The 17,237-nt window shown below is 67.0% G+C and carries 16 protein-coding genes; 8 read left to right on the plus strand and 8 right to left on the minus strand.

What is annotated here, in order from left to right:
* Position 1: 1 nt before the first annotated feature.
* The 3 genes from IPK65_03290 to trxB are packed head-to-tail and all read right to left on the minus strand — an operon-like array spanning position 2 to position 2,521.
* Positions 2-1,126, minus strand: a complete 1,125-nt coding sequence (locus IPK65_03290) for an N-acetyltransferase (GenBank protein MBK8162198.1) — start codon at positions 1,124-1,126, stop codon at positions 2-4.
* 59 nt (positions 1,127-1,185) lie between these two features.
* A complete protein-coding gene (locus IPK65_03295) occupies positions 1,186-1,509 on the minus strand; it encodes a PilZ domain-containing protein (GenBank protein ID MBK8162199.1) in 324 nt (107 codons plus the stop codon).
* 49 nt (positions 1,510-1,558) lie between these two features.
* Positions 1,559-2,521 (minus strand): thioredoxin-disulfide reductase, encoded by a 963-nt coding sequence (gene trxB, locus IPK65_03300; protein MBK8162200.1) that lies wholly within the window; start codon positions 2,519-2,521, stop codon positions 1,559-1,561.
* Between the two features lie 228 nt (positions 2,522-2,749).
* On the opposite strand from trxB, the gene ald reads away from it, so the two are divergent.
* The 6 genes from ald (at position 2,750) to IPK65_03330 (ending at position 8,974) form a co-directional block, all read left to right on the plus strand.
* Positions 2,750-3,817 carry an alanine dehydrogenase gene (gene ald, locus IPK65_03305; GenBank protein MBK8162201.1) on the plus strand — a complete coding sequence of 356 codons (1,068 nt, stop codon included), beginning with the start codon at positions 2,750-2,752 and terminating at the stop codon, positions 3,815-3,817.
* Between the two features lie 49 nt (positions 3,818-3,866).
* The gene (locus tag IPK65_03310) at positions 3,867-6,176 is read left to right on the plus strand and encodes a DNA translocase FtsK 4TM domain-containing protein (GenBank protein ID MBK8162202.1); all 2,310 of its coding nucleotides are present in this window, start codon (positions 3,867-3,869) and stop codon (positions 6,174-6,176) included.
* Between the two features lie 11 nt (positions 6,177-6,187).
* Entirely contained in the window at positions 6,188-6,856 is a 669-nt protein-coding gene (gene lolA / locus IPK65_03315; protein ID MBK8162203.1) for an outer membrane lipoprotein chaperone LolA, read from the plus strand.
* A gap of 54 nt (positions 6,857-6,910) precedes the next feature.
* Positions 6,911-8,242: a replication-associated recombination protein A gene (locus IPK65_03320; GenBank protein ID MBK8162204.1), complete on the plus strand. Its 1,332-nt coding sequence runs from the start codon at positions 6,911-6,913 to the stop codon at positions 8,240-8,242.
* Between the two features lie 24 nt (positions 8,243-8,266).
* Positions 8,267-8,641, plus strand: coding sequence for a fluoride efflux transporter CrcB (gene crcB, locus IPK65_03325; protein ID MBK8162205.1), 375 nt, complete (start codon positions 8,267-8,269; stop codon positions 8,639-8,641).
* Between the two features lie 132 nt (positions 8,642-8,773).
* The gene (locus tag IPK65_03330; GenBank protein ID MBK8162206.1) at positions 8,774-8,974 is read left to right on the plus strand and encodes a hypothetical protein; all 201 of its coding nucleotides are present in this window, start codon (positions 8,774-8,776) and stop codon (positions 8,972-8,974) included.
* Positions 8,975-9,051: 77 nt separating this feature from the next.
* Here IPK65_03330 and mutL read toward each other — a convergent pair whose 3' ends face one another.
* The 4 genes from mutL to IPK65_03350 form a co-directional block, all read right to left on the minus strand.
* The gene (gene mutL, locus IPK65_03335; GenBank protein MBK8162207.1) at positions 9,052-10,857 is read right to left on the minus strand and encodes a DNA mismatch repair endonuclease MutL; all 1,806 of its coding nucleotides are present in this window, start codon (positions 10,855-10,857) and stop codon (positions 9,052-9,054) included.
* A 199-nt stretch (positions 10,858-11,056) separates the two neighbouring features.
* Positions 11,057-12,460 (minus strand): N-acetylmuramoyl-L-alanine amidase, encoded by a 1,404-nt coding sequence (locus IPK65_03340; protein ID MBK8162208.1) that lies wholly within the window; start codon positions 12,458-12,460, stop codon positions 11,057-11,059.
* A gap of 226 nt (positions 12,461-12,686) precedes the next feature.
* Complete coding sequence (gene tsaE / locus IPK65_03345) at positions 12,687-13,172, minus strand: tRNA (adenosine(37)-N6)-threonylcarbamoyltransferase complex ATPase subunit type 1 TsaE (GenBank protein MBK8162209.1); 486 nt, start codon at positions 13,170-13,172, stop codon at positions 12,687-12,689.
* A gap of 11 nt (positions 13,173-13,183) precedes the next feature.
* Complete coding sequence (locus IPK65_03350) at positions 13,184-14,683, minus strand: NAD(P)H-hydrate dehydratase (protein MBK8162210.1); 1,500 nt, start codon at positions 14,681-14,683, stop codon at positions 13,184-13,186.
* Between the two features lie 19 nt (positions 14,684-14,702).
* Between IPK65_03350 and queG the strand changes: the two genes are divergently transcribed.
* Positions 14,703-15,815, plus strand: a complete 1,113-nt coding sequence (queG, locus tag IPK65_03355) for a tRNA epoxyqueuosine(34) reductase QueG (GenBank protein ID MBK8162211.1) — start codon at positions 14,703-14,705, stop codon at positions 15,813-15,815.
* A 26-nt stretch (positions 15,816-15,841) separates the two neighbouring features.
* The gene (locus IPK65_03360; protein MBK8162212.1) at positions 15,842-16,444 is read left to right on the plus strand and encodes a hypothetical protein; all 603 of its coding nucleotides are present in this window, start codon (positions 15,842-15,844) and stop codon (positions 16,442-16,444) included.
* 209 nt (positions 16,445-16,653) lie between these two features.
* On the opposite strand, the gene orn is transcribed toward IPK65_03360, so the two are convergent.
* A complete protein-coding gene (gene orn / locus IPK65_03365; protein ID MBK8162213.1) occupies positions 16,654-17,211 on the minus strand; it encodes an oligoribonuclease in 558 nt (185 codons plus the stop codon).
* Positions 17,212-17,237: the final 26 nt, after the last annotated feature.

Here is a 17,237-nt window from a genome sequence, read left to right on the forward strand (position 1 = left end):
ATCACCCGGGGTGTTTGAACGGGAGCTGGCCGCGCATCTCAACCAGGTAATTCTCCATCGCGCGGCCCTCGCGCACAAGGAAATCGCCGACCGCCGCCTGAAACCGTGGATCCGCGATCCAGTGCAGGGAGTATGTCGGCGACGGCTCGAAGCCGCGCCGGACCTTGTACTCACCCTGCGCACCGGCCTCGAAGCACCGCAACCCCCGTTTGATGCAATAGTCTATCGCCGCGTAATAACACAGCTCGAAGTGCAGATGGCGATACTCTCCGGCGGCACCCCAGTGGCGCCCGTACAGGGAATCGCCGCCGAGATAGAACTGCGCGCCCGCGACATAGTCCCCGGCATGGCGCGCCAGGATCAGCAATGAGCTGTCGCCCATCACCCGGCCGATCTCGCGGAAAAAGCCGCGACTCAAGGGTGCATGATTCCCCTTCTTCTCGAAGGTGTTCAGATAAAACCGGTGGAACCGGTCCCAGGTCGCGGGATCGGCCTCGCCTCCCTGCACCACCTCGATCTCCACCCCCTGCTCCCGCACCTGTCTGCGCTCGGCGCGCACATTTTTCCGGTGTCGGGCGGAGAAACGTGCGAGGAAATCGTCGAAATCGGCATAGCCGCGGTTGTGCCAGTGGAACTGGCAGCCGGTGCGCGCCAGCAGCCCGTGGCGTTCGAGAACGGCGCGTTCCTCCGGCAAGGTGAACAGCCAATGCAGTGACGACACGCCCGCGGCACGGGCATGCGAGAGCGCCGCATCGACCAGTCCGTCCGCCAGCCCCGCGTCCGTGCACAGGATGCGGCGTCCGGTCACGGGGGTATAGGGAACGGCGACCACCAGCTTGGGATAATAGGGCCTTCCCATGCGTTCATGGGCGTCGGCCCAGGCCCAGTCGAAGACGAATTCGCCGAAGGAATGCGCCTTGAGATACATCGGCAAGGCCCCGCGCAGACGCCCGGAATCTTCGTGGACAAGGTAGCAGGCCTGCCAGCCGCTGCGTCCGCCGACAGCGCCATGATGCTCGAGGGCGGCGAGAAACTCGTGACGCAGGAACGGCATTTCCGCTCCTGCGAGCGCGTTCCACTGCGCGGGATCGACCTGATCAATGGTGGGAAGAATGCGTATCGGCATTGACCGGGCCGCGGCGCGAGAAACACACGGAGGCCGCCTGAGAAAAATTCTGCACGCCCTTATTTCACCGACAACACACGCACGCCGATCTCATAGGTATCCGGGCCGTCGTCGTGCATCACCGTCCCCTCATTGCGCACCGGGGCGCTGCGCACCACTTCGACAACGGCGCTCAGCATCGGGATCGAAAGCTGGCCGGGGCCGACCCGCAGCTCGATGGTCGTACCGACCTCCAGCCCGTCCGCGGCGATGAACAGCATGCCGCTGGCACTGATATTTTTGATCACGGCGCCGCGGGCGGCCTGCGCGCCTGCAACGCCGTAGCGGGCATCACAATCGGTCGCGATGCGCGGGAAGCCTCTCTGTTCGGGCGATGTGATCACGTCGGCGGCCTCCCCCTTCGCGCCGGCGGGCGCGTTATCCGCACCGTGTCTAGCGGGTTTCTTCCAGATGGTCCAGATATCGCTCCGCGTCCAGCGCCGCCATGCAACCGGTGCCCGCCGAGGTCACCGCCTGGCGGTACACCGAGTCAGCCACGTCGCCGGCGGCGAACACGCCGGGCACGCTCGTCGCGGTGGCATTGCCCATTATACCGCTGTTGACAATGATGTAACCATTGCGCATCTCCAGCTGTCCCTCGAACAGGCCGGTGTTCGGCTGGTGGCCGATGGCGATGAAGACTCCGTGCACGTCGAGCTCGCGCGTCCCACCGCCCGCCACATCCCGGATGCGAATGCCGGTCACGCCGGCGTCGTCGCCCAGGACCTCGTCCAGCACCGAATTCCAGTGAATCGCCACGTTGCCGTGTTCCGCCTTGCCGAACAGCTTGTCCGCCATGATCTTCTCGCAGCGGAACCTGTCGCGCCGGTGGATGACATCGACCCGGGAGGCAATGTTGGAGAGATACAGCGCCTCCTCGACCGCGGTATTGCCCCCACCGATTACGGCGACGGGTTTGTTGCGGTAGAAGAAGCCATCACAGGTGGCGCAGGCGGACACACCGCGCCCCTTGAAGGCCTCTTCCGACGGCATCCCGAGATATTTGGCCGATGCGCCGGTCGCGATTATGAGGGCATCACAGGTGTAGCTGCCGTTGTCGCCCCGGAGCAGGAACGGACGACGTTTCAGGTCAACCTCGTTGATGTGATCGTGCACGATCTCGGTCTCGAAGCGCTCGGCGTGGCGGCGCATGCGCTCCATCAGCTCGGGCCCCTGGACGCCGTCGGCATCGGCAGGCCAGTTGTCCACGTCGGTGGTGGTCATCAACTGTCCGCCCTGCTCCAGTCCGGTAACGAGGACCGGACGCAGGTTGGCGCGCGCCGCATAGACTGCCGCCGTATAGCCGGCCGGGCCCGAGCCCAGGATCAACAGGCGGCAATGCTTGATTTCGCTCATAATGTCTCCGTGATATATATGGCCGGACGCCCGCGGCGACAGATCCATGCATCGGCAACAGCAGACCCTACCGTGGTTGAAGCCGGCCGCTGCGTGACCCACCCCGGATTAGACTGAGAATTGCCCGCAAAACCCAAACTCCATTACATTATAGTATTAACGCTTCAGCCTGTTTCAACTCGTTGTCGTTTATACGAGTCAACCCGGTCAGGACGACACCACGGCATCATGCGCATCGGCATCCCCCGCGAGATCAAACCCCTGGAAGGCCGTGTCGGCCTGATACCGGCCGCCGCGCACGAACTGGTGGACCAGGGGCACGAAGTTCTGGTCGAACAGACGGCCGGTCAACTGAGCGGGTACCCCGACCAGGTCTACCGCGACATCGGCGCGCGCGTCGTAACGGATGCCGCCGCGCTGTACGGCGCGGCCGATCTGATCATAAAGGTCAAGGAACCCGTCGGTCCCGAACTGCAGTTGCTGCGCAAACACCACCTGCTGTTCAGCTACCTGCACCTGGCCGCCAACCTGCCGCTGCTGGACAGACTGCGGGAGATCGGCCTCACCGCGGTCGCCTTCGAGACGGTGGAGGACCCGGCCGGCCGCCTGCCCCTGCTGGCGCCGATGAGTGACATCGCGGGGCGGCTCGCCGTGCAGATCGGCGCCAACCTGCTGCAGCTTCCCGCCGGCGGAAAGGGGCTGCTGCTGGGAGGCCTGCCGGCGGCGGAGCGCGGACGGGTGGTCATCCTCGGCGGCGGTGTGGTCGGCGGCGCCGCCGCCGAGGTGGCCGCCAACTTCGGGGCGGAGGTCGTGGTATTCGATCGCCGCCGCGACCGCCTGGAGGCGATGCGCGCGCTCGGCCACAACGTCACCGCCCTCTATCCCTACGCGGATGCGATCCGGCGCGAGGTGGCCCGCGCAGACCTGCTGATCGGAGCGATCCTCATCACCGGTGCGCGAGCACCGCACCTGGTGTCGGCGGAGATGGTCCGCACGATGCAGCCCGGCAGCGTCATCATCGACGTCGCCGTCGACCAGGGCGGCTGCATCGAGACCACCCGGGCGACGAGCTACGCGGATCCGACCTTCGTCTGGGAAGGCATCGTCCATTTCGGCGTCACCAACATGCCCGGCGCGGTACCCAGAAGCGCCTCCCAGGCGCTCTCCGCCGCACTGCTCCCCTATGCGCTGGCGATCGCCCGCGAGGACTGGCGGCGGCACCCCGAGCTGTCGCGCGGCATCAATCTGAGCGGCGGGCAGATCACCCATCCGGCACTGCAGCAATATGTGGCATAATCTGCCCTTCACCGAAACCCGACGCCCCGCTGCGGGCCGCACATCCTGAATGGCACAGGCAACACGCAAGAACGCAAAGACGACCGCCGCCGCGGAAACGCATCATCACCACGGCCTGAGAGAGGGCGCGCTGTTCGTCCTGGGCGCGATTGCGATCTACCTGCTGCTCTCGCTCGCCACCTACAGCAACGATGATCCGGGCGTATCCTACAGCCCGATCAACCCTGACAGAGTCGCCAACGCGGGCGGGTTCGTCGGCGCCTGGCTGGCGTCCGCGCTGCTGCACGGTTTCGGCTATTTCGCCTACCTGTTTCCCATACTCATCGCCTACGGCGGCTGGCTGCTGTACCGCGGACTGCCGGACCGGGACTCCCCTTTCGCCATGCGGAGCTATATCCTCACCGGCATCGGTTTCGTCCTGACCATCCTCGCCGGGGACGGTATCGCCACCCTGCATTTCGGCTCCGCACAGGAGGCCTACCCGACGGACTCCGGTCCCGGCGGCATCCTCGGCAGCGTGCTGAGTGGCAGCCTGATCGCCCCATTCAGCTTCATCGGCACCACCCTGTTCCTGCTGGCGCTGTTCATGACCGGCATCACGCTGGCAACCGGGCTGTCCTGGTTCGCCCTGATGGATCGACTCGGCGCAGCTGCGATGGGCGTGGCAGGGCGGCTGCAGGACTACATTGCCGAGCGGCGGGAAGAGAACACGGTGCGCCAGCTGCGCCTGCATCGCTCCGAAGCGGTCAAGGAAGAACAGGAATTGAAGAAGACGCGCGTGCCGCCGCGCATCGAACCGGTGATCAAGCAGATCGAGATCAGCGAACGCGTCGAGAAGGAGCGTCAGGTACCCCTGTTCACCGCGCCGGCCAACGGCGAGCTGCCGCCCCTGTCTCTGCTCGACCCGGCCGAGCCGTCGCAGCACGCGCTCTCCACCGCCACCCTGGAGGCGATGTCGCGCCAGGTTGAGATGAAGCTGCAGGACTTCGGCATCGAGGCCCAGGTGGTCGCCGTCAACCCCGGCCCGGTCATCACGCGTTTCGAACTGCAGCCGGCGCCCGGCGTCAAGGTCAGCCAGATCAGCAACCTGTCCAAGGACCTGGCGCGCGCCCTGTCCACAGTGAGCGTGCGCATCGTCGATGTGATCCCGGGAAAATCGGTGATCGGACTCGAGATCCCGAACGAGCACCGCGAGATCGTGCGCCTGAGCGAGATCCTGCAGTCCAAGCAGTACGACGAGGCCGCTTCGCCGCTGTCGCTCGGCCTGGGCAAGGACATCAGCGGCAACCCCGTGGTGGTCGATCTCGCCAGGATGCCCCACCTGCTCATCGCCGGCACGACCGGCTCGGGCAAATCGGTCGCCGTCAACGCCATGATCCTCAGCATGCTCTACAATGCCTCGCCGAGCGAGATGCGCATGATCATGATCGACCCCAAGATGCTGGAGCTCTCCATCTATGAGGGCATCCCGCACCTGCTCGCCCCGGTGGTGACCGACATGAAGGAGGCGTCGAGCGCCCTGCGCTGGTGCGTGGGCGAGATGGACCGCCGCTACGCGCTGATGGCGCACCTCGGCGTGCGCAATATCGCCAATTACAACCGCAAGGTCGCCGCGGCGATCGAGGAAAACCAGCCGCTGCCCGACCCCTTCGCCAAGGTACCGGAAGGCCAGCCGCCGGCCACCCTGCAGCCGATCCCCTACATCGTGGTGATGATCGACGAGCTGGCCGACATGATGATGGTCGTCGGCAAGAAGGTCGAGCAGCTGATCGCGCGCCTGGCGCAGAAGGCGCGCGCCTCGGGCATCCACCTGGTGCTCGCCACGCAGCGGCCGTCGGTGGACGTCATCACCGGCCTGATCAAGGCCAATATCCCCACCCGCATCGCGTTCCAGGTGTCGTCCAAGATCGATTCGCGAACCATCCTCGACCAGATGGGCGCGGAGTCCCTGCTCGGCCACGGCGACATGCTGTACCTGCCGCCCGGCACCAGCGTGCCGACGCGCGTGCACGGCGCCTTCGTCGACGACCACGAGGTGCACAAGGTGGTCGACTTCCTGAAGAAATCCGGCGAGCCTGAATATCTCGACGAGCTGCTGCGCACTGCGGACGCCGACGGCGAAGGGGGCAACGGCTACGGCGACGAGGACAGCGGGGAAACCGACGCCCTCTACGACCAGGCCGTGCGCATCGTCACCGAGACCCGCAAGGCCTCGATTTCGGGCGTGCAGCGCCGGCTCAAGATCGGCTACAACCGCGCCGCGCGCATGGTGGAAGAGATGGAAAAAGCCGGCATCGTGGGCCCGCTCGAGTCCAACGGCAGCCGCGAAGTGATCGCCCCTCCGCCGCCTGCGGACTAGTCGCGCCCGCCATGACCGTACTCCCTCCGCGTTATCGAGCCGGCCGCACGCCCTGGCGGAAGCTCGCCAGCGCCGCGCTGCTGGCCTGCGCCGCCCTGCTCCCGCAGTATGCCGCGGCCGGCGTCGGCCTGGAACGCCTCGACCGCTTCTTCTCCGGACTCAGGTCCCTGGCCACGGATTTTGACCAGACCGTCAGCGACAGCGCGCAGAGGCCGACCCAGCACGCGCGCGGAAGACTGCAGATCCTGCGTCCCGGCCGCTTCCGCTGGACCTACGAGGAACCCTACGAGCAGACCATCGTCACCGATGGCGCCAGGCTCTGGGTATACGATCCCGATCTCGCCCAGGTCACGATCTCGAAACTCGACGCCTCCATCGGCAACACCCCGGCGATGCTGCTCAGCACCGAACAACCGCTCGACGACCTGTTCCTGATCACCGAACTGCCGGCGCAGGACGGCATCGCCTGGGTGCAGCTCGACCCGAGGCAGGAGGACGCCAATTTCACCCGCATCCGCCTCGCTTTCGACCGGGACACGCTCCACGCCATGGAGATCGTCGACGGCTTCGGCCAGACCATGCAGATCCGCTTCATCGGATTGCGGCGCAATCCCGCGATGGAGCCGGACGGGTTCGAGTTCATCCCGCCGGCCGGCGTGGACATCGTCGGCGACGACTGAACGAAGCGTCGCCTGCCGGCGAATCCGCGCGCATCCGCCGTCCCGTCTACCGCAATGGACAATGAGGCAATAAAACCGGAGTCCGGCTTCCAGCCGCTGGCCGACCGCATGCGTCCGCGCTCGCTGGACGACGTGGCCGGGCAGGATCACCTGCTCGCGCCGGGCAAGCCGCTGCGCAGCGCACTCGAGGCCGGCCGCCTGCACTCCATGATCCTGTGGGGACCGCCCGGCACCGGCAAGACCACGCTCGCGCGCCTCATGGCGGCGCGCGCCGATGCGCCTTTCATCAGCCTGTCGGCGGTATTCGCCGGCGTCAAGGACATCCGCGCCGCCGTCGCCGACGCGGAGCGTACCCTGCGCGAACAGGGACAGCGCACCGTCCTGTTCATCGACGAGGTGCACCGCTTCAACAAGGCGCAGCAGGATGCGCTGCTGCACCACGTCGAGGACGGCACCTTCATCCTCGTCGGCGCCACCACCGAGAATCCATCCTTCGAACTCAACAACGCGTTGCTGTCGCGCGCCCGCGTCTACGTGCTGAAGGGCGTCGACGCGGCGGCGCTGCGCCGCATCATCGACCGCGCACTGGCCGACGAGGCCCGCGGGCTCGGCGGTTTGCAGCTGGAAATGGCGGCCGAACAGCGCGATCGCCTGGCGCAGGCGGCGGATGGCGACGCCCGCCGCGCGCTCAACCTGCTCGAGATCCTCTCCGACCTCGTTCCCGAGCACGATGGACGCAGGATCGTCAGCGACACGCTGGTAAACGAGGTGATCGCAGGCGGCACGCGGCGCTTCGACAAGGGCGGCGAGATCTTCTACGACCAGATCTCGGCGCTGCACAAGTCGGTGCGCGGCTCCGCGCCCGACGCCGCACTGTACTGGCTGTGCCGCATGCTGGACGGGGGCTGCGATCCGCGCTACATTTCCCGGCGCGTCGTGCGCATGGCGAGCGAGGATATCGGCAACGCCGACCCGCGCGCGCTCGCGCTGGCAATGAACGCATGGGACGTGCAGGAGCGGCTCGGCAGCCCGGAGGGCGAGCTGGCGCTGGCGCAGGCGGTGGTCTACCTCGCCTGTGCCGCCAAGAGCAACGCGGTCTATGCCGCGTACAACGCCGCGCTGCGGGACGCGCAGCGTCACGGTTCACTCGAGGTGCCGCTGCCGCTGCGCAACGCGCCCACCGCGCTGATGAAGGAGCTGGATTATGGCAGGGACTATCGCTACGCCCACGACGAGGCGGAAGGTTACGCGGCCGGCGAAAACTATTTCCCCGACGGAATGGGGCGGCCGGTGTACTACCGGCCGGTGCCGCGCGGCCTGGAGACGAAGATCGCGGAAAAATTGGCCCACCTGCGCGAACTGGACAAGAAGCATGAGAAATCCTGATCGCCGCCATCACGAGGCGCGGCCATGACCCAGGTACTGGTGATCGCGCTCGGCGGCGCCGCCGGTTCCGTGTTCCGTTACTGGACCTCGCTCGGCGCCCATCACCTGTTCGGACGCGGCTTTCCCTACGGCACGCTGGCGGTCAACGTGCTGGGCTCGCTGGCGATCGGCCTGCTCTACGTGCTGCTGGTGGAACGCGGCAGCCTGGGACCCGAATGGCGCGCCGCCCTGATCACCGGATTCCTCGGCGGCTTCACCACCTTCTCCGCCTTTTCGCTTGAAACCCTGCTCCTGTTTGAACAGGCCGAACACCTCAAGGCCATCCTCAACATCGGCGCGAGCGTCCTGCTGTGCCTGGCCGCCGCGCTGGTCGGGCTCTACGCCGGGAGGCAGTTGTGAACTCGATCGAAGTGACCGTGGTCCGGATCTGTCTCATCGTTATGTTTAATGGGTGATAAAGCAGTTGCAGGCGGACGGGCTCGTCAAAACAGGTATCACTCATCACCCTTCACTCGTTAGCAGGAGCAGTTCATGGGTACGTTCAAAAGCTTAATCCTCGGTATCGTCACAGGCCTGATCGTCGGCCTCTGGTTCGGCGTCAACATCGGCAAGGGACGCGACTTCTACGCCAATCCGTTCGCCGGCAAAGACCTGACCGGAGATTTGATGGAATCCAGCGGCGAGATGCTGGAGAAGGGCGGGAAAGCATTAAAGGATATGAATAAAGATTAGTAAGGAGTCAGGGGGAGGCGCAAGGAGGTAAGGACGATATATTATCGCCTCACCCCTCACGCCTAACGCCTCACTTGTTATCTCCCCCGTAAAAACAACTTATCCAGCTCCTTCATATTGAGCTGCACCCACGTCGGGCGGCCGTGGTTGCACTGTCCGCTGCGCTCGGTTCGCTCCATGTCGCGCAGCAGGGCGTCCATCTCGGGCAGCGTGAGCCGGCGGTTCGCGCGCACCGCGCCGTGGCATGCCATGGTGGCGAACATGTCGTCCAGACGCTCGTGCACGCGCGCGCTGTCGCCGTGGATGCTGATGTCGGCCACGATGTCGCGTACCAGCCTCTCCACGTCAGCCTCGCACAGCAGGCTCGGGATCGCACGCACCGCCACCGCCTCCGGGGCGATGCGCTGCACCTCCAGGCCCAGTTCCGCGAACAGAGACTGACGGTCTTCCACCAGGGCGGCCTCGCGCGCCGTCAGGCCGATCGTCAGCGGCACCAGCAGCGGTTGCGTGCGGATCCCGCCCTGGTGGTGGGTCGCCTTCATGCGCTCGTAGACGATGCGCTCGTGCGCTGCGTGCATGTCGACCAGCACCAGCCCCGCGGAATTCTCGGCCAGGATGTAGACGCCGTGGATCTGCGCCACGGCGCGCCCGAGGAAGCCGGGCTCGGGGACGGCCGGCCCGGTGCCGGTCCGTTCCGGCGCCGCCGCGACCGCCTCCGCCACGGCGGCATCGAGCAGGCCGTAGGCCTCGCGATAGGACGGCTCCGCGACACGAAACGGGAACGAGGGCTGATGGACGCGCGGCGCCGGATCGTAGGGCCCCGACGGGGCCGCGTGCGCCGCACCGCCGGTATCCGAAGCGGAGGCGACATTGTCTCCGCCCGCCGCGCCTGGCCGATCCTGCGCCAGCGCCCGATGCAGGGTATGGAACAGGAAGTCGTAGACCAGCCGGCTCTCGCGGAAACGCACCTCGTGCTTGGTCGGATGCACGTTGACGTCGACCTCCTCCGGCGGCATGTCCAGGTACAGCACGTAGGCCGGATGGCGGCCCTGGTAGAGGACGTCGCGATAGGCCTGGCGCACCGCATGGCTCACCAGGCGGTCGCGGATGACGCGGCCGTTGACGTAGAAGTACTGCAGGTCCGCCTGGCCGCGCGAATGCGTGGGCAGGCCGATCCAGCCGCGCAGGCGCAGCCCCGCCGCCTCGCCCGCGATCGAGAGGCTGTGCTCGATGAACTCGCGCCCGCACAGCTCGGCGACGCGCGCCGTGCCGCCGGCATCCGGCCGCAGGGTGTACGCCGCGCGCTTGTTGTGGTTGAGGCGGAAGGCGACGTCGAAGCGGCTCAGCGCGATGCGGCGGAAGACCTCCTCGATATGTCCGAACTCGGTGCGCTCGCTGCGCAGGAACTTGCGCCGCGCGGGCACGTTGAAGAACAGATCGCGTACCTCGATCGTGGTGCCGGGCGGGTGCGCGGCAGGGACCGGGTCGCCGAGATCGCCGCGGCTGTCGTTGTCGACGCGCCACGCGGAATCCGCGCCTGCCTCGCGTGAACACAGGCCGAGCCGCGCGACCGACACGATGCTCGGCAGCGCCTCGCCGCGGAAGCCGAGCGTCGCGATGCGGCTCAGTTCGTCGAGGTCGGTCAGCTTGCTGGTGGCGTGCCGGCTCAGCGCCAGCTGCAGGTCGTCCCGGTGGATGCCACCGCCGTTGTCCGCGACACGGATCAGGCGCAGCCCGCCCTGCTCGATGTCGATCGCGATCTCGTCGGCACCGGCGTCCAGGCTGTTCTCCACCAGCTCCTTCACCACGGATGCCGGCCGTTCCACCACCTCGCCCGCGGCGATCTGGTTGGCGAGCTGTGTCGACAGGCGGTGGATTCTCATGCTGGATGCCGCGGTTGGTTCCCGGATTGACCTCGCCGCATTATATAGGAAAGCAGGCCATGCCTCCGGCTCCCGGGCAAGGCAGCGGGGGACATGCGTGAAACGACCTGCATCATCCGGCTGACACAGTGCGGAGTCGGGGCTATGTGAATACGTCCCGCCGGAAAACGATGGGGCGCGGGATAAGCGGGTACGGAGATCAGCCTTCGCGGTCGCCCGGGATCGTCAGCACCTGGCCGACGCGGATGCGGTCGTTCTTGAGGCGGTTGGCGGCGCGCAGGCGCTCGACGCTGACGCGGTACTGGACGGCCAGCGCGGACAGGCTGTCGCCGGGCGAGATGGTGTGACGGCGGCCGGCGGCGGCGATCTGGGTGCCGGCGGGCGGGTGCCTGGAGAAATAGTCCTTGATCCCGGTGAAGATCGCGCCCGCGACCTTCTCCTGATAGGCGGAGGTACGCAGGTTCTTCTCGTCCTGGGGATTGGAGATGAAGGCGGTCTCCACCAGGATCGACGGGATGTCCGGCGACTTCAGCACGACGAAGCCCGCCTGCTGGACCTGGTGCTTGTGCATGTGCGCGACCGGGCGCATGTTGCGCAGGACCGCATCGCCGGCCTCGAAGCTGGCCTGGAGGGTGGCGGTCTGCGAGAGGTCGAGCAGCACCGAGGCGAGCAGGTTGTCCTTGTCGTCGAGGCTGACGCCGCCGATCAGGTCCGAGGCGTTCTCCTTCTCCGCCAGCCAGCGCGCGGCCTCGTTGGTCGCCCCGTTCTGGGACAGCACGTACAGCGAGGAGCCACGCACGCTGCGGTCGCGGAAGGCATCGGCGTGAATGGACACGAACAGGTCGGCGCGGCTGTTGCGCGCCTTCAGCGTGCGCTTGCGCAGGCTGAGGTAATAGTCGCCGTCGCGCGTCATCACCGCCTTCATGCCCGGCTCGCGGTCGACCATGGCCTGCAGGCGGCGCGCGATCGCGAGCACGATGTCCTTCTCGTAGGCGCCGGAATAACCGCGCGCGCCGGGATCCTCGCCGCCGTGTCCGGCATCGATCGCGATCACGATGTCGCGCGGCTTCGCCTCGGGAACGGCCGCAGCCTTGACCGCGGGAGCGGCAGCCTGTGCCGGCGGGGCCTTCACCGGCGCCTTGTCCTTGTCCGCCGGCGCATCCTTCTGTGCCTGCTGCACCAGCTGATCGAGCTGCGCCTGCTGGGCCTGATGTTCCTGGCTGATCAGGTCGAACACCAGACGGTGGCCGTATTCCTCGTTGGGCTTGAGCAGGAAGGCCTTGTATTCGGTCTTCTGCTTGAGGTCGAGCACGATGCGGAGATCGCTGCTGTTGCGCCGCGCGTGGCGGATCGACTTCATGATCACGTCCGTCGCGACGGGCTGTTCCACCGCCTTGTCCAGCGTCGCGTTCGTGAAGTCGATCACCAGCCGGTCCGGATTGAACAGGCGTTCGACCTTGTAGTCGAGCGGCGCGCTCACGTCGAACACGACGCGGGTATTATCCGGCGCCGGCCAGACGCGCACGCCCTGGACTTCGATCCGCTCCGCCCAGGCGGCGGCCGGGGCGCAGAGCATCATCAGGATGGCGAACAGTCGTTTCATTCCGTGCTTATTCCCGCCCTCTCACAGTGGGGCAATGTTTAATATAATCCGGAATCAATTGCAAGCTTTTTAGATAGATACCCGCATGTGCTTGGGCATGCCGTGATGACACCCGAGTAAGCCATTGAAGATAGATTTACTAGACCGGGATGTCCCGCTGATTTTAGCGGCGGAATACCGTCATCTCCTTAAGATCCTCGTGCGACAGCCTCAACCCCGGGCGGGGTCAGGTCCGGCGAGGAGATGGGGCGTCAATCGTATCCGCCCGTATCCCGTCCAGCAGGCGGCTTCCCGCCTCCGTACCGGGGGCACAAGCCATGGCACGCCCGCCGTCCCGGAATGCGATCTCCACCCCCAGGTCAGGCTCGGGTAACAGGCCCGCACCGCGCTCCGCCCATTCGATCAGGCAAATTGCATGCCCGTCGAGGTAATCGCGCAGGCCGATGAACTCGAGCTCTTCCGGATCGGAAAGGCGATAAAGATCAAAATGATGAATGAGGATGTCGCCAAGGACATAAGTCTCGACCAGGGTATACGTCGGGCTCTTGACCGCCCCTGTCCAACCCAGCGCGCGCAACAGCCCGCGCACCAGGGTGGTCTTGCCCGCCCCCAGCGGCCCGCCCAGGTGAATCATCAGGCCCGGCGCGAGCACCCGCGCCAGCCGGGCGCCGAAGGCCTCCATCTCCTGCTCGGACGCCGCCTGAAACTCCATCCGGATTCCCATCAGGGTCCCGGGCGGGGGTTCATCAGCCGATGGATCGGCCCCAGCAGGTCGCCGGCGAGCAGGCCCCGCTCGCCGCCTTCCTCACCGGCGGCGAGGTCGCCGGCCGCGGCGTGCAGCGCCGTCGCGAAGCGCGCGGCCTCGGCGATGCCCATGCCCTGGGCGACCAGGCCGGCGGCCACCCCCGTCAGCAGGTCACCCATGCCGCCCGCCGCCATGCCGGGATTGCCGCCTTGGCACAGGCCGATCGCACCGCCGGGATCGCACACCAGCGAGCCGGCGCCCTTGAGTATCACGACGCCGCCGTAGCGCGACTGCAGGCGCGCGACTGCCTGGAAGCGGTCGTCCTGCACCTTCGCCGCCGTGCTCTCCAGCAGCCGCGCGGCCTCGCCGGGGTGAGGGGTCAGGATCCAGTCATCGCGCCGCATGGGGTCCTGGGCCAGCAGGTTGAGGGCATCGGCGTCGACCACCAGCGGCCTGGACTGGTCCAGCACCCGGCCGAGCAGTTCCCGCGCCCAGGACGAGCGGCCCATGCCCGGCCCGATGGCGATCACCGTGGCACGTTCGATCAGCGGCTCCAGCGCGGCGGCGTCCTCCACGCCGTGACACATCAGCTCCGGCTGCGCCAGGCTCAGCAGCGCGGCGTGGGTGGACCGCGTCGCGATGCTCACCAGGCCGGCGCCGGTGCGCAAGGCGGCCTTGCCGGCCAGCAGCACCGCGCCGTTCATGCCATGATCCCCGCCGATGATCAGAACATGGCCATGCTGCCCCTTGTGGGCGCCGCGGCCGCGCGGCTTGAGGCGGTGCGCCAGGGTCTGGTAGGAAAAGCGCGTGGCCGCCGCCTCGATCCGGGAAAATACCTGCGCCGGCACCCCGAGGCTGCTGTACTGGATGCGCCCGCTGCAGTCGGGACCGTCGGCGGTGAACAGGCCCTGCTTCAGCCCGATGAAGCAGACGGTGAGCTCCGCACGCACGGCGGCGCCGCGCATGCGGCCGCTGTCGGCATCCAGGCCGGAGGGCACGTCGAGGGCGAGCACCGGCGCCCCGCCCGCATTGATCGCCTCGACCGCGGCGCGCTGCGCGCCGCCGATGTCGCGGTCGAGCCCCGTGCCGAGCAGCGCGTCCACGACGAGATCATGGCCGGACAGCGCGCCGCCGGTGTAGGCCGCCGCTTCCACGCCGGCTTCGCGCAGGGAACGCGCGGCCTGCTGCGCCGCTCCGCGCAGCCGGTCCGCGTCGCCCACCGCGCAGACCGCGACGCCCAGACCGGCCTCATGCGCCAGGCGCGCCAGCACGTAGCCGTCGCCGCCGTTGTTGCCGGTGCCGCACACCACGCAGATGCGCTGCGCCTGCGGCCATTGCGCGCGCAGCAGGCGGAACGCCGCCGCGCCCGCGCGCGCCATGAGGGTCTCCGACGGGATGCCGTACTCCTCGATCGCAATGCGGTCGAACTCGCGCACCTGGGCGGCGCGGTAGAGCTGCAGGGGCAATCTTTCTTGCATACGCGCTATCATAGCGGTTATGCCCGGCAGCGCACAGAACCGACAGGCCGAATCCGATGCGGCGCCCTTCGCCGATCTCGCACGGAGCATCAAGGCCTGGGCGCGCGAGCTCGGCTTCGCGGAGGCCGGCATCGCCGATACCGCGCTGGGTGAACACGAGACCCGCCTGCTCAACTGGCTCGACCAGGGCCGCCACGGCGAGATGGAGTACATGGCGCGCCACGGCACCCGCCGCAGCCGCCCGCGTGACCTGCTGCCCGGCACACTGCGCGTGATCTCCGTCCGCATGGACTATCTTCCGCCGGGCGGGCGCGATCCCTGGGAGGTGCTGGGCGATCCCCGGCTCGGTTACGTCTCGCGTTATGCGCTCGGGCGCGACTATCACAAGGTGCTGCGCGCCCGCCTGCAGGCGCTGGCGGAGCGCATCGCCGCCGCCACCGGCCCCTTCGGCTACCGCGCCTTCGTCGACAGCGCGCCGGTGCTGGAGAAGGCGCTGGCGGAGCGCGCCGGGCTCGGCTGGATCGGCAAGCACACCAACCTGATCAACGCGCGCAGCGGATCATGGTTCTTCCTCGGCGAACTCTACACCGACCTGCCGCTGCCGTCCGACGCGCCCGGCACGAACCATTGCGGCAGCTGCCGCGCGTGCATCGACGTCTGCCCGACCCAGGCCATCGTCGGACCTTACGAGCTCGACGCACGCCGCTGTATCTCATACCTCACGATCGAGCTGCGCGGCCCGATACCGGTCGAGCTGCGGCCGCTGATCGGCAACCGCGTCTTCGGCTGCGACGACTGCCAGCTGGTGTGCCCGTGGAACCGTTTCGCCGTCCCTGCCGCCGAATCCGATTTCACGCCTCGCCACGGCCTCGACGCACCCGCGCTGTGCGCATTGTTTGCATGGAGCGAGGCGGAATTCTTACAATACACATCGGGTTCCGCCATCCGGCGCGTCGGCTACGACGGCTGGCGGCGCAATCTCGCGGTCGCGCTGGGCAACGCCCTGCGCGCCGCGGAGGATCCGGACAGAACGACCATCACAGAGAGCCTGACGGCGCGCAGCGACGATCCCTCGGATCTGGTGCGGGAACACGTCCACTGGGCGCTGGAACAACAGGCCGCAACGGCATAGCGCCGGAAGGCGGGGGAGACCGGGACATGAAACAGCCTCAACCGCGGCGCCGCGCCGCGGGATGGATCCGTAATTTCGTCATCCTGGCCGCCTGCGCCGGCATCGCCCTGCTGCTGCACACGCCGCCCGTGCCCGAGGCCGCGGCGCTCGACCTCAAGGCCCCGCCGCTGTCTCCGCTCGCCGAAGACGGCATCCACGATCCCACCGGCGAGGCCATCAACATCCTGCAGGATCCGACCGAGTCGATGAAGGCCTTCCCCAAGGACAAGCGCGGCGAGGTCGACTGGGTCAAGGCGCTCGACCAGGGCGTCATCAATCCGCGCAAGAGCCGCACCGACGATCCCTGGGAAACCGCCCTGATGCAGCCCATGGACATGAACATCCTGATGACCTCCACCGCCGACATGCCGTACGTGCTGTTCCCCCACCGCCAGCACACCGAGTGGCTCGCCTGCGGCAACTGCCACACGGAGATCTTCATCCCGCAGAAGGACGCCAACCCGATCACCATGACCAAGATCCTCAACGGCCAGTACTGCGGCCGCTGCCACGACAAGGTCTCGTTCTCGCTGTGGACCTGCGAGCGCTGCCACAGCGTGCCGCACGGGTCAGTGGGGAAGTGGTGGTGATTGAGGCGTGAGGCGTGAGGCGTGAGGCGTGAGGCGTGAGGCGTGAGGCGTGAGGCGTGAGGCGTGAGGCGTGAGGCGTGAGGCGTGAGGCGTGAGGCGTGAGGCGTGAGCAAAATGTTTGCCGGCCTCATATATCCTGTCAAGTACTTTGTCCGACGATGTTTCAGTATTTCTTTCTTACTCCTGACGCCTAACTCCTCACGCCTCACCTAATTCTTCACCGGCAACTTGATGAAGCGTTCCCGGTAATAGCGCAGTTCGTTGATCGAATCGCGCACATCGTCGAGGGCCTGGTGGGTGCTCGTCTTGGTGAAACCGTTGTAGACCTCCGGGGCCCAGCGGTGCGCCAGCTCCTTCAGGGTACTGACGTCGAGATTGCGGTAATGGAAATAGCGCTCGAGATCGGGCATGCAGCGCGCGAGAAAGCGCCGGTCCTGGCAGATGCTGTTGCCGCACATCGGGGACCTGCCCGGCGGGACGTACTGGCGCAGGAAATCCAGGGTGAGCCGCTCCGCCTCGCGCTCCCCGATCCCGCTGCTGCGCACGCGCCCGACCAATCCGGACTGGCCGTGCTGGCGCGTGTTCCAGTCGTCCATCCCGTCCAGCACCGAATCCGGCTGGTGGATCGCGATCACCGGACCTTCCGCCAGGATATTCAGGGTGCCGTCCGTCACGATGGTCGCGATCTCGATGATATAATCGCTTTCCGGGCTTAACCCCGTCATTTCGAGGTCGATCCAGATCAGATGATTCGCATCCTGTGCCATCGCCGCATTACCCGCATCGCGTCATG

This window comes from Gammaproteobacteria bacterium (assembly GCA_016712635.1).
GTDB lineage: Bacteria > Pseudomonadota > Gammaproteobacteria > SZUA-140 > SZUA-140 > JADJWH01.

Excerpts from the sequence above, each read along its gene's own strand:
- IPK65_03340 (MBK8162208.1), bottom strand. The coding sequence starts at position 12,460 with ATGAAACGACTGTTCGCCATCCTGATGATGCTCTGCGCCCCGGCCGCC.
- IPK65_03330 (MBK8162206.1), top strand. The coding sequence starts at position 8,774 with ATGGGTACGTTCAAAAGCTTAATCCTCGGTATCGTCACAGGCCTGATC.
- IPK65_03350 (MBK8162210.1), bottom strand. The coding sequence starts at position 14,683 with ATGCAAGAAAGATTGCCCCTGCAGCTCTACCGCGCCGCCCAGGTGCGC.
- lolA (MBK8162203.1), top strand. The coding sequence starts at position 6,188 with ATGACCGTACTCCCTCCGCGTTATCGAGCCGGCCGCACGCCCTGGCGG.
- IPK65_03290 (MBK8162198.1), bottom strand. The coding sequence starts at position 1,126 with ATGCCGATACGCATTCTTCCCACCATTGATCAGGTCGATCCCGCGCAG.
- trxB (MBK8162200.1), bottom strand. The coding sequence starts at position 2,521 with ATGAGCGAAATCAAGCATTGCCGCCTGTTGATCCTGGGCTCGGGCCCG.
- mutL (MBK8162207.1), bottom strand. The coding sequence starts at position 10,857 with ATGAGAATCCACCGCCTGTCGACACAGCTCGCCAACCAGATCGCCGCG.
- orn (MBK8162213.1), bottom strand. The coding sequence starts at position 17,211 with ATGGCACAGGATGCGAATCATCTGATCTGGATCGACCTCGAAATGACG.
- IPK65_03310 (MBK8162202.1), top strand. The coding sequence starts at position 3,867 with ATGGCACAGGCAACACGCAAGAACGCAAAGACGACCGCCGCCGCGGAA.
- IPK65_03360 (MBK8162212.1), top strand. The coding sequence starts at position 15,842 with ATGAAACAGCCTCAACCGCGGCGCCGCGCCGCGGGATGGATCCGTAAT.
- crcB (MBK8162205.1), top strand. The coding sequence starts at position 8,267 with ATGACCCAGGTACTGGTGATCGCGCTCGGCGGCGCCGCCGGTTCCGTG.
- ald (MBK8162201.1), top strand. The coding sequence starts at position 2,750 with ATGCGCATCGGCATCCCCCGCGAGATCAAACCCCTGGAAGGCCGTGTC.
- queG (MBK8162211.1), top strand. The coding sequence starts at position 14,703 with ATGCCCGGCAGCGCACAGAACCGACAGGCCGAATCCGATGCGGCGCCC.
- tsaE (MBK8162209.1), bottom strand. The coding sequence starts at position 13,172 with ATGGAGTTTCAGGCGGCGTCCGAGCAGGAGATGGAGGCCTTCGGCGCC.
- IPK65_03320 (MBK8162204.1), top strand. The coding sequence starts at position 6,911 with ATGGACAATGAGGCAATAAAACCGGAGTCCGGCTTCCAGCCGCTGGCC.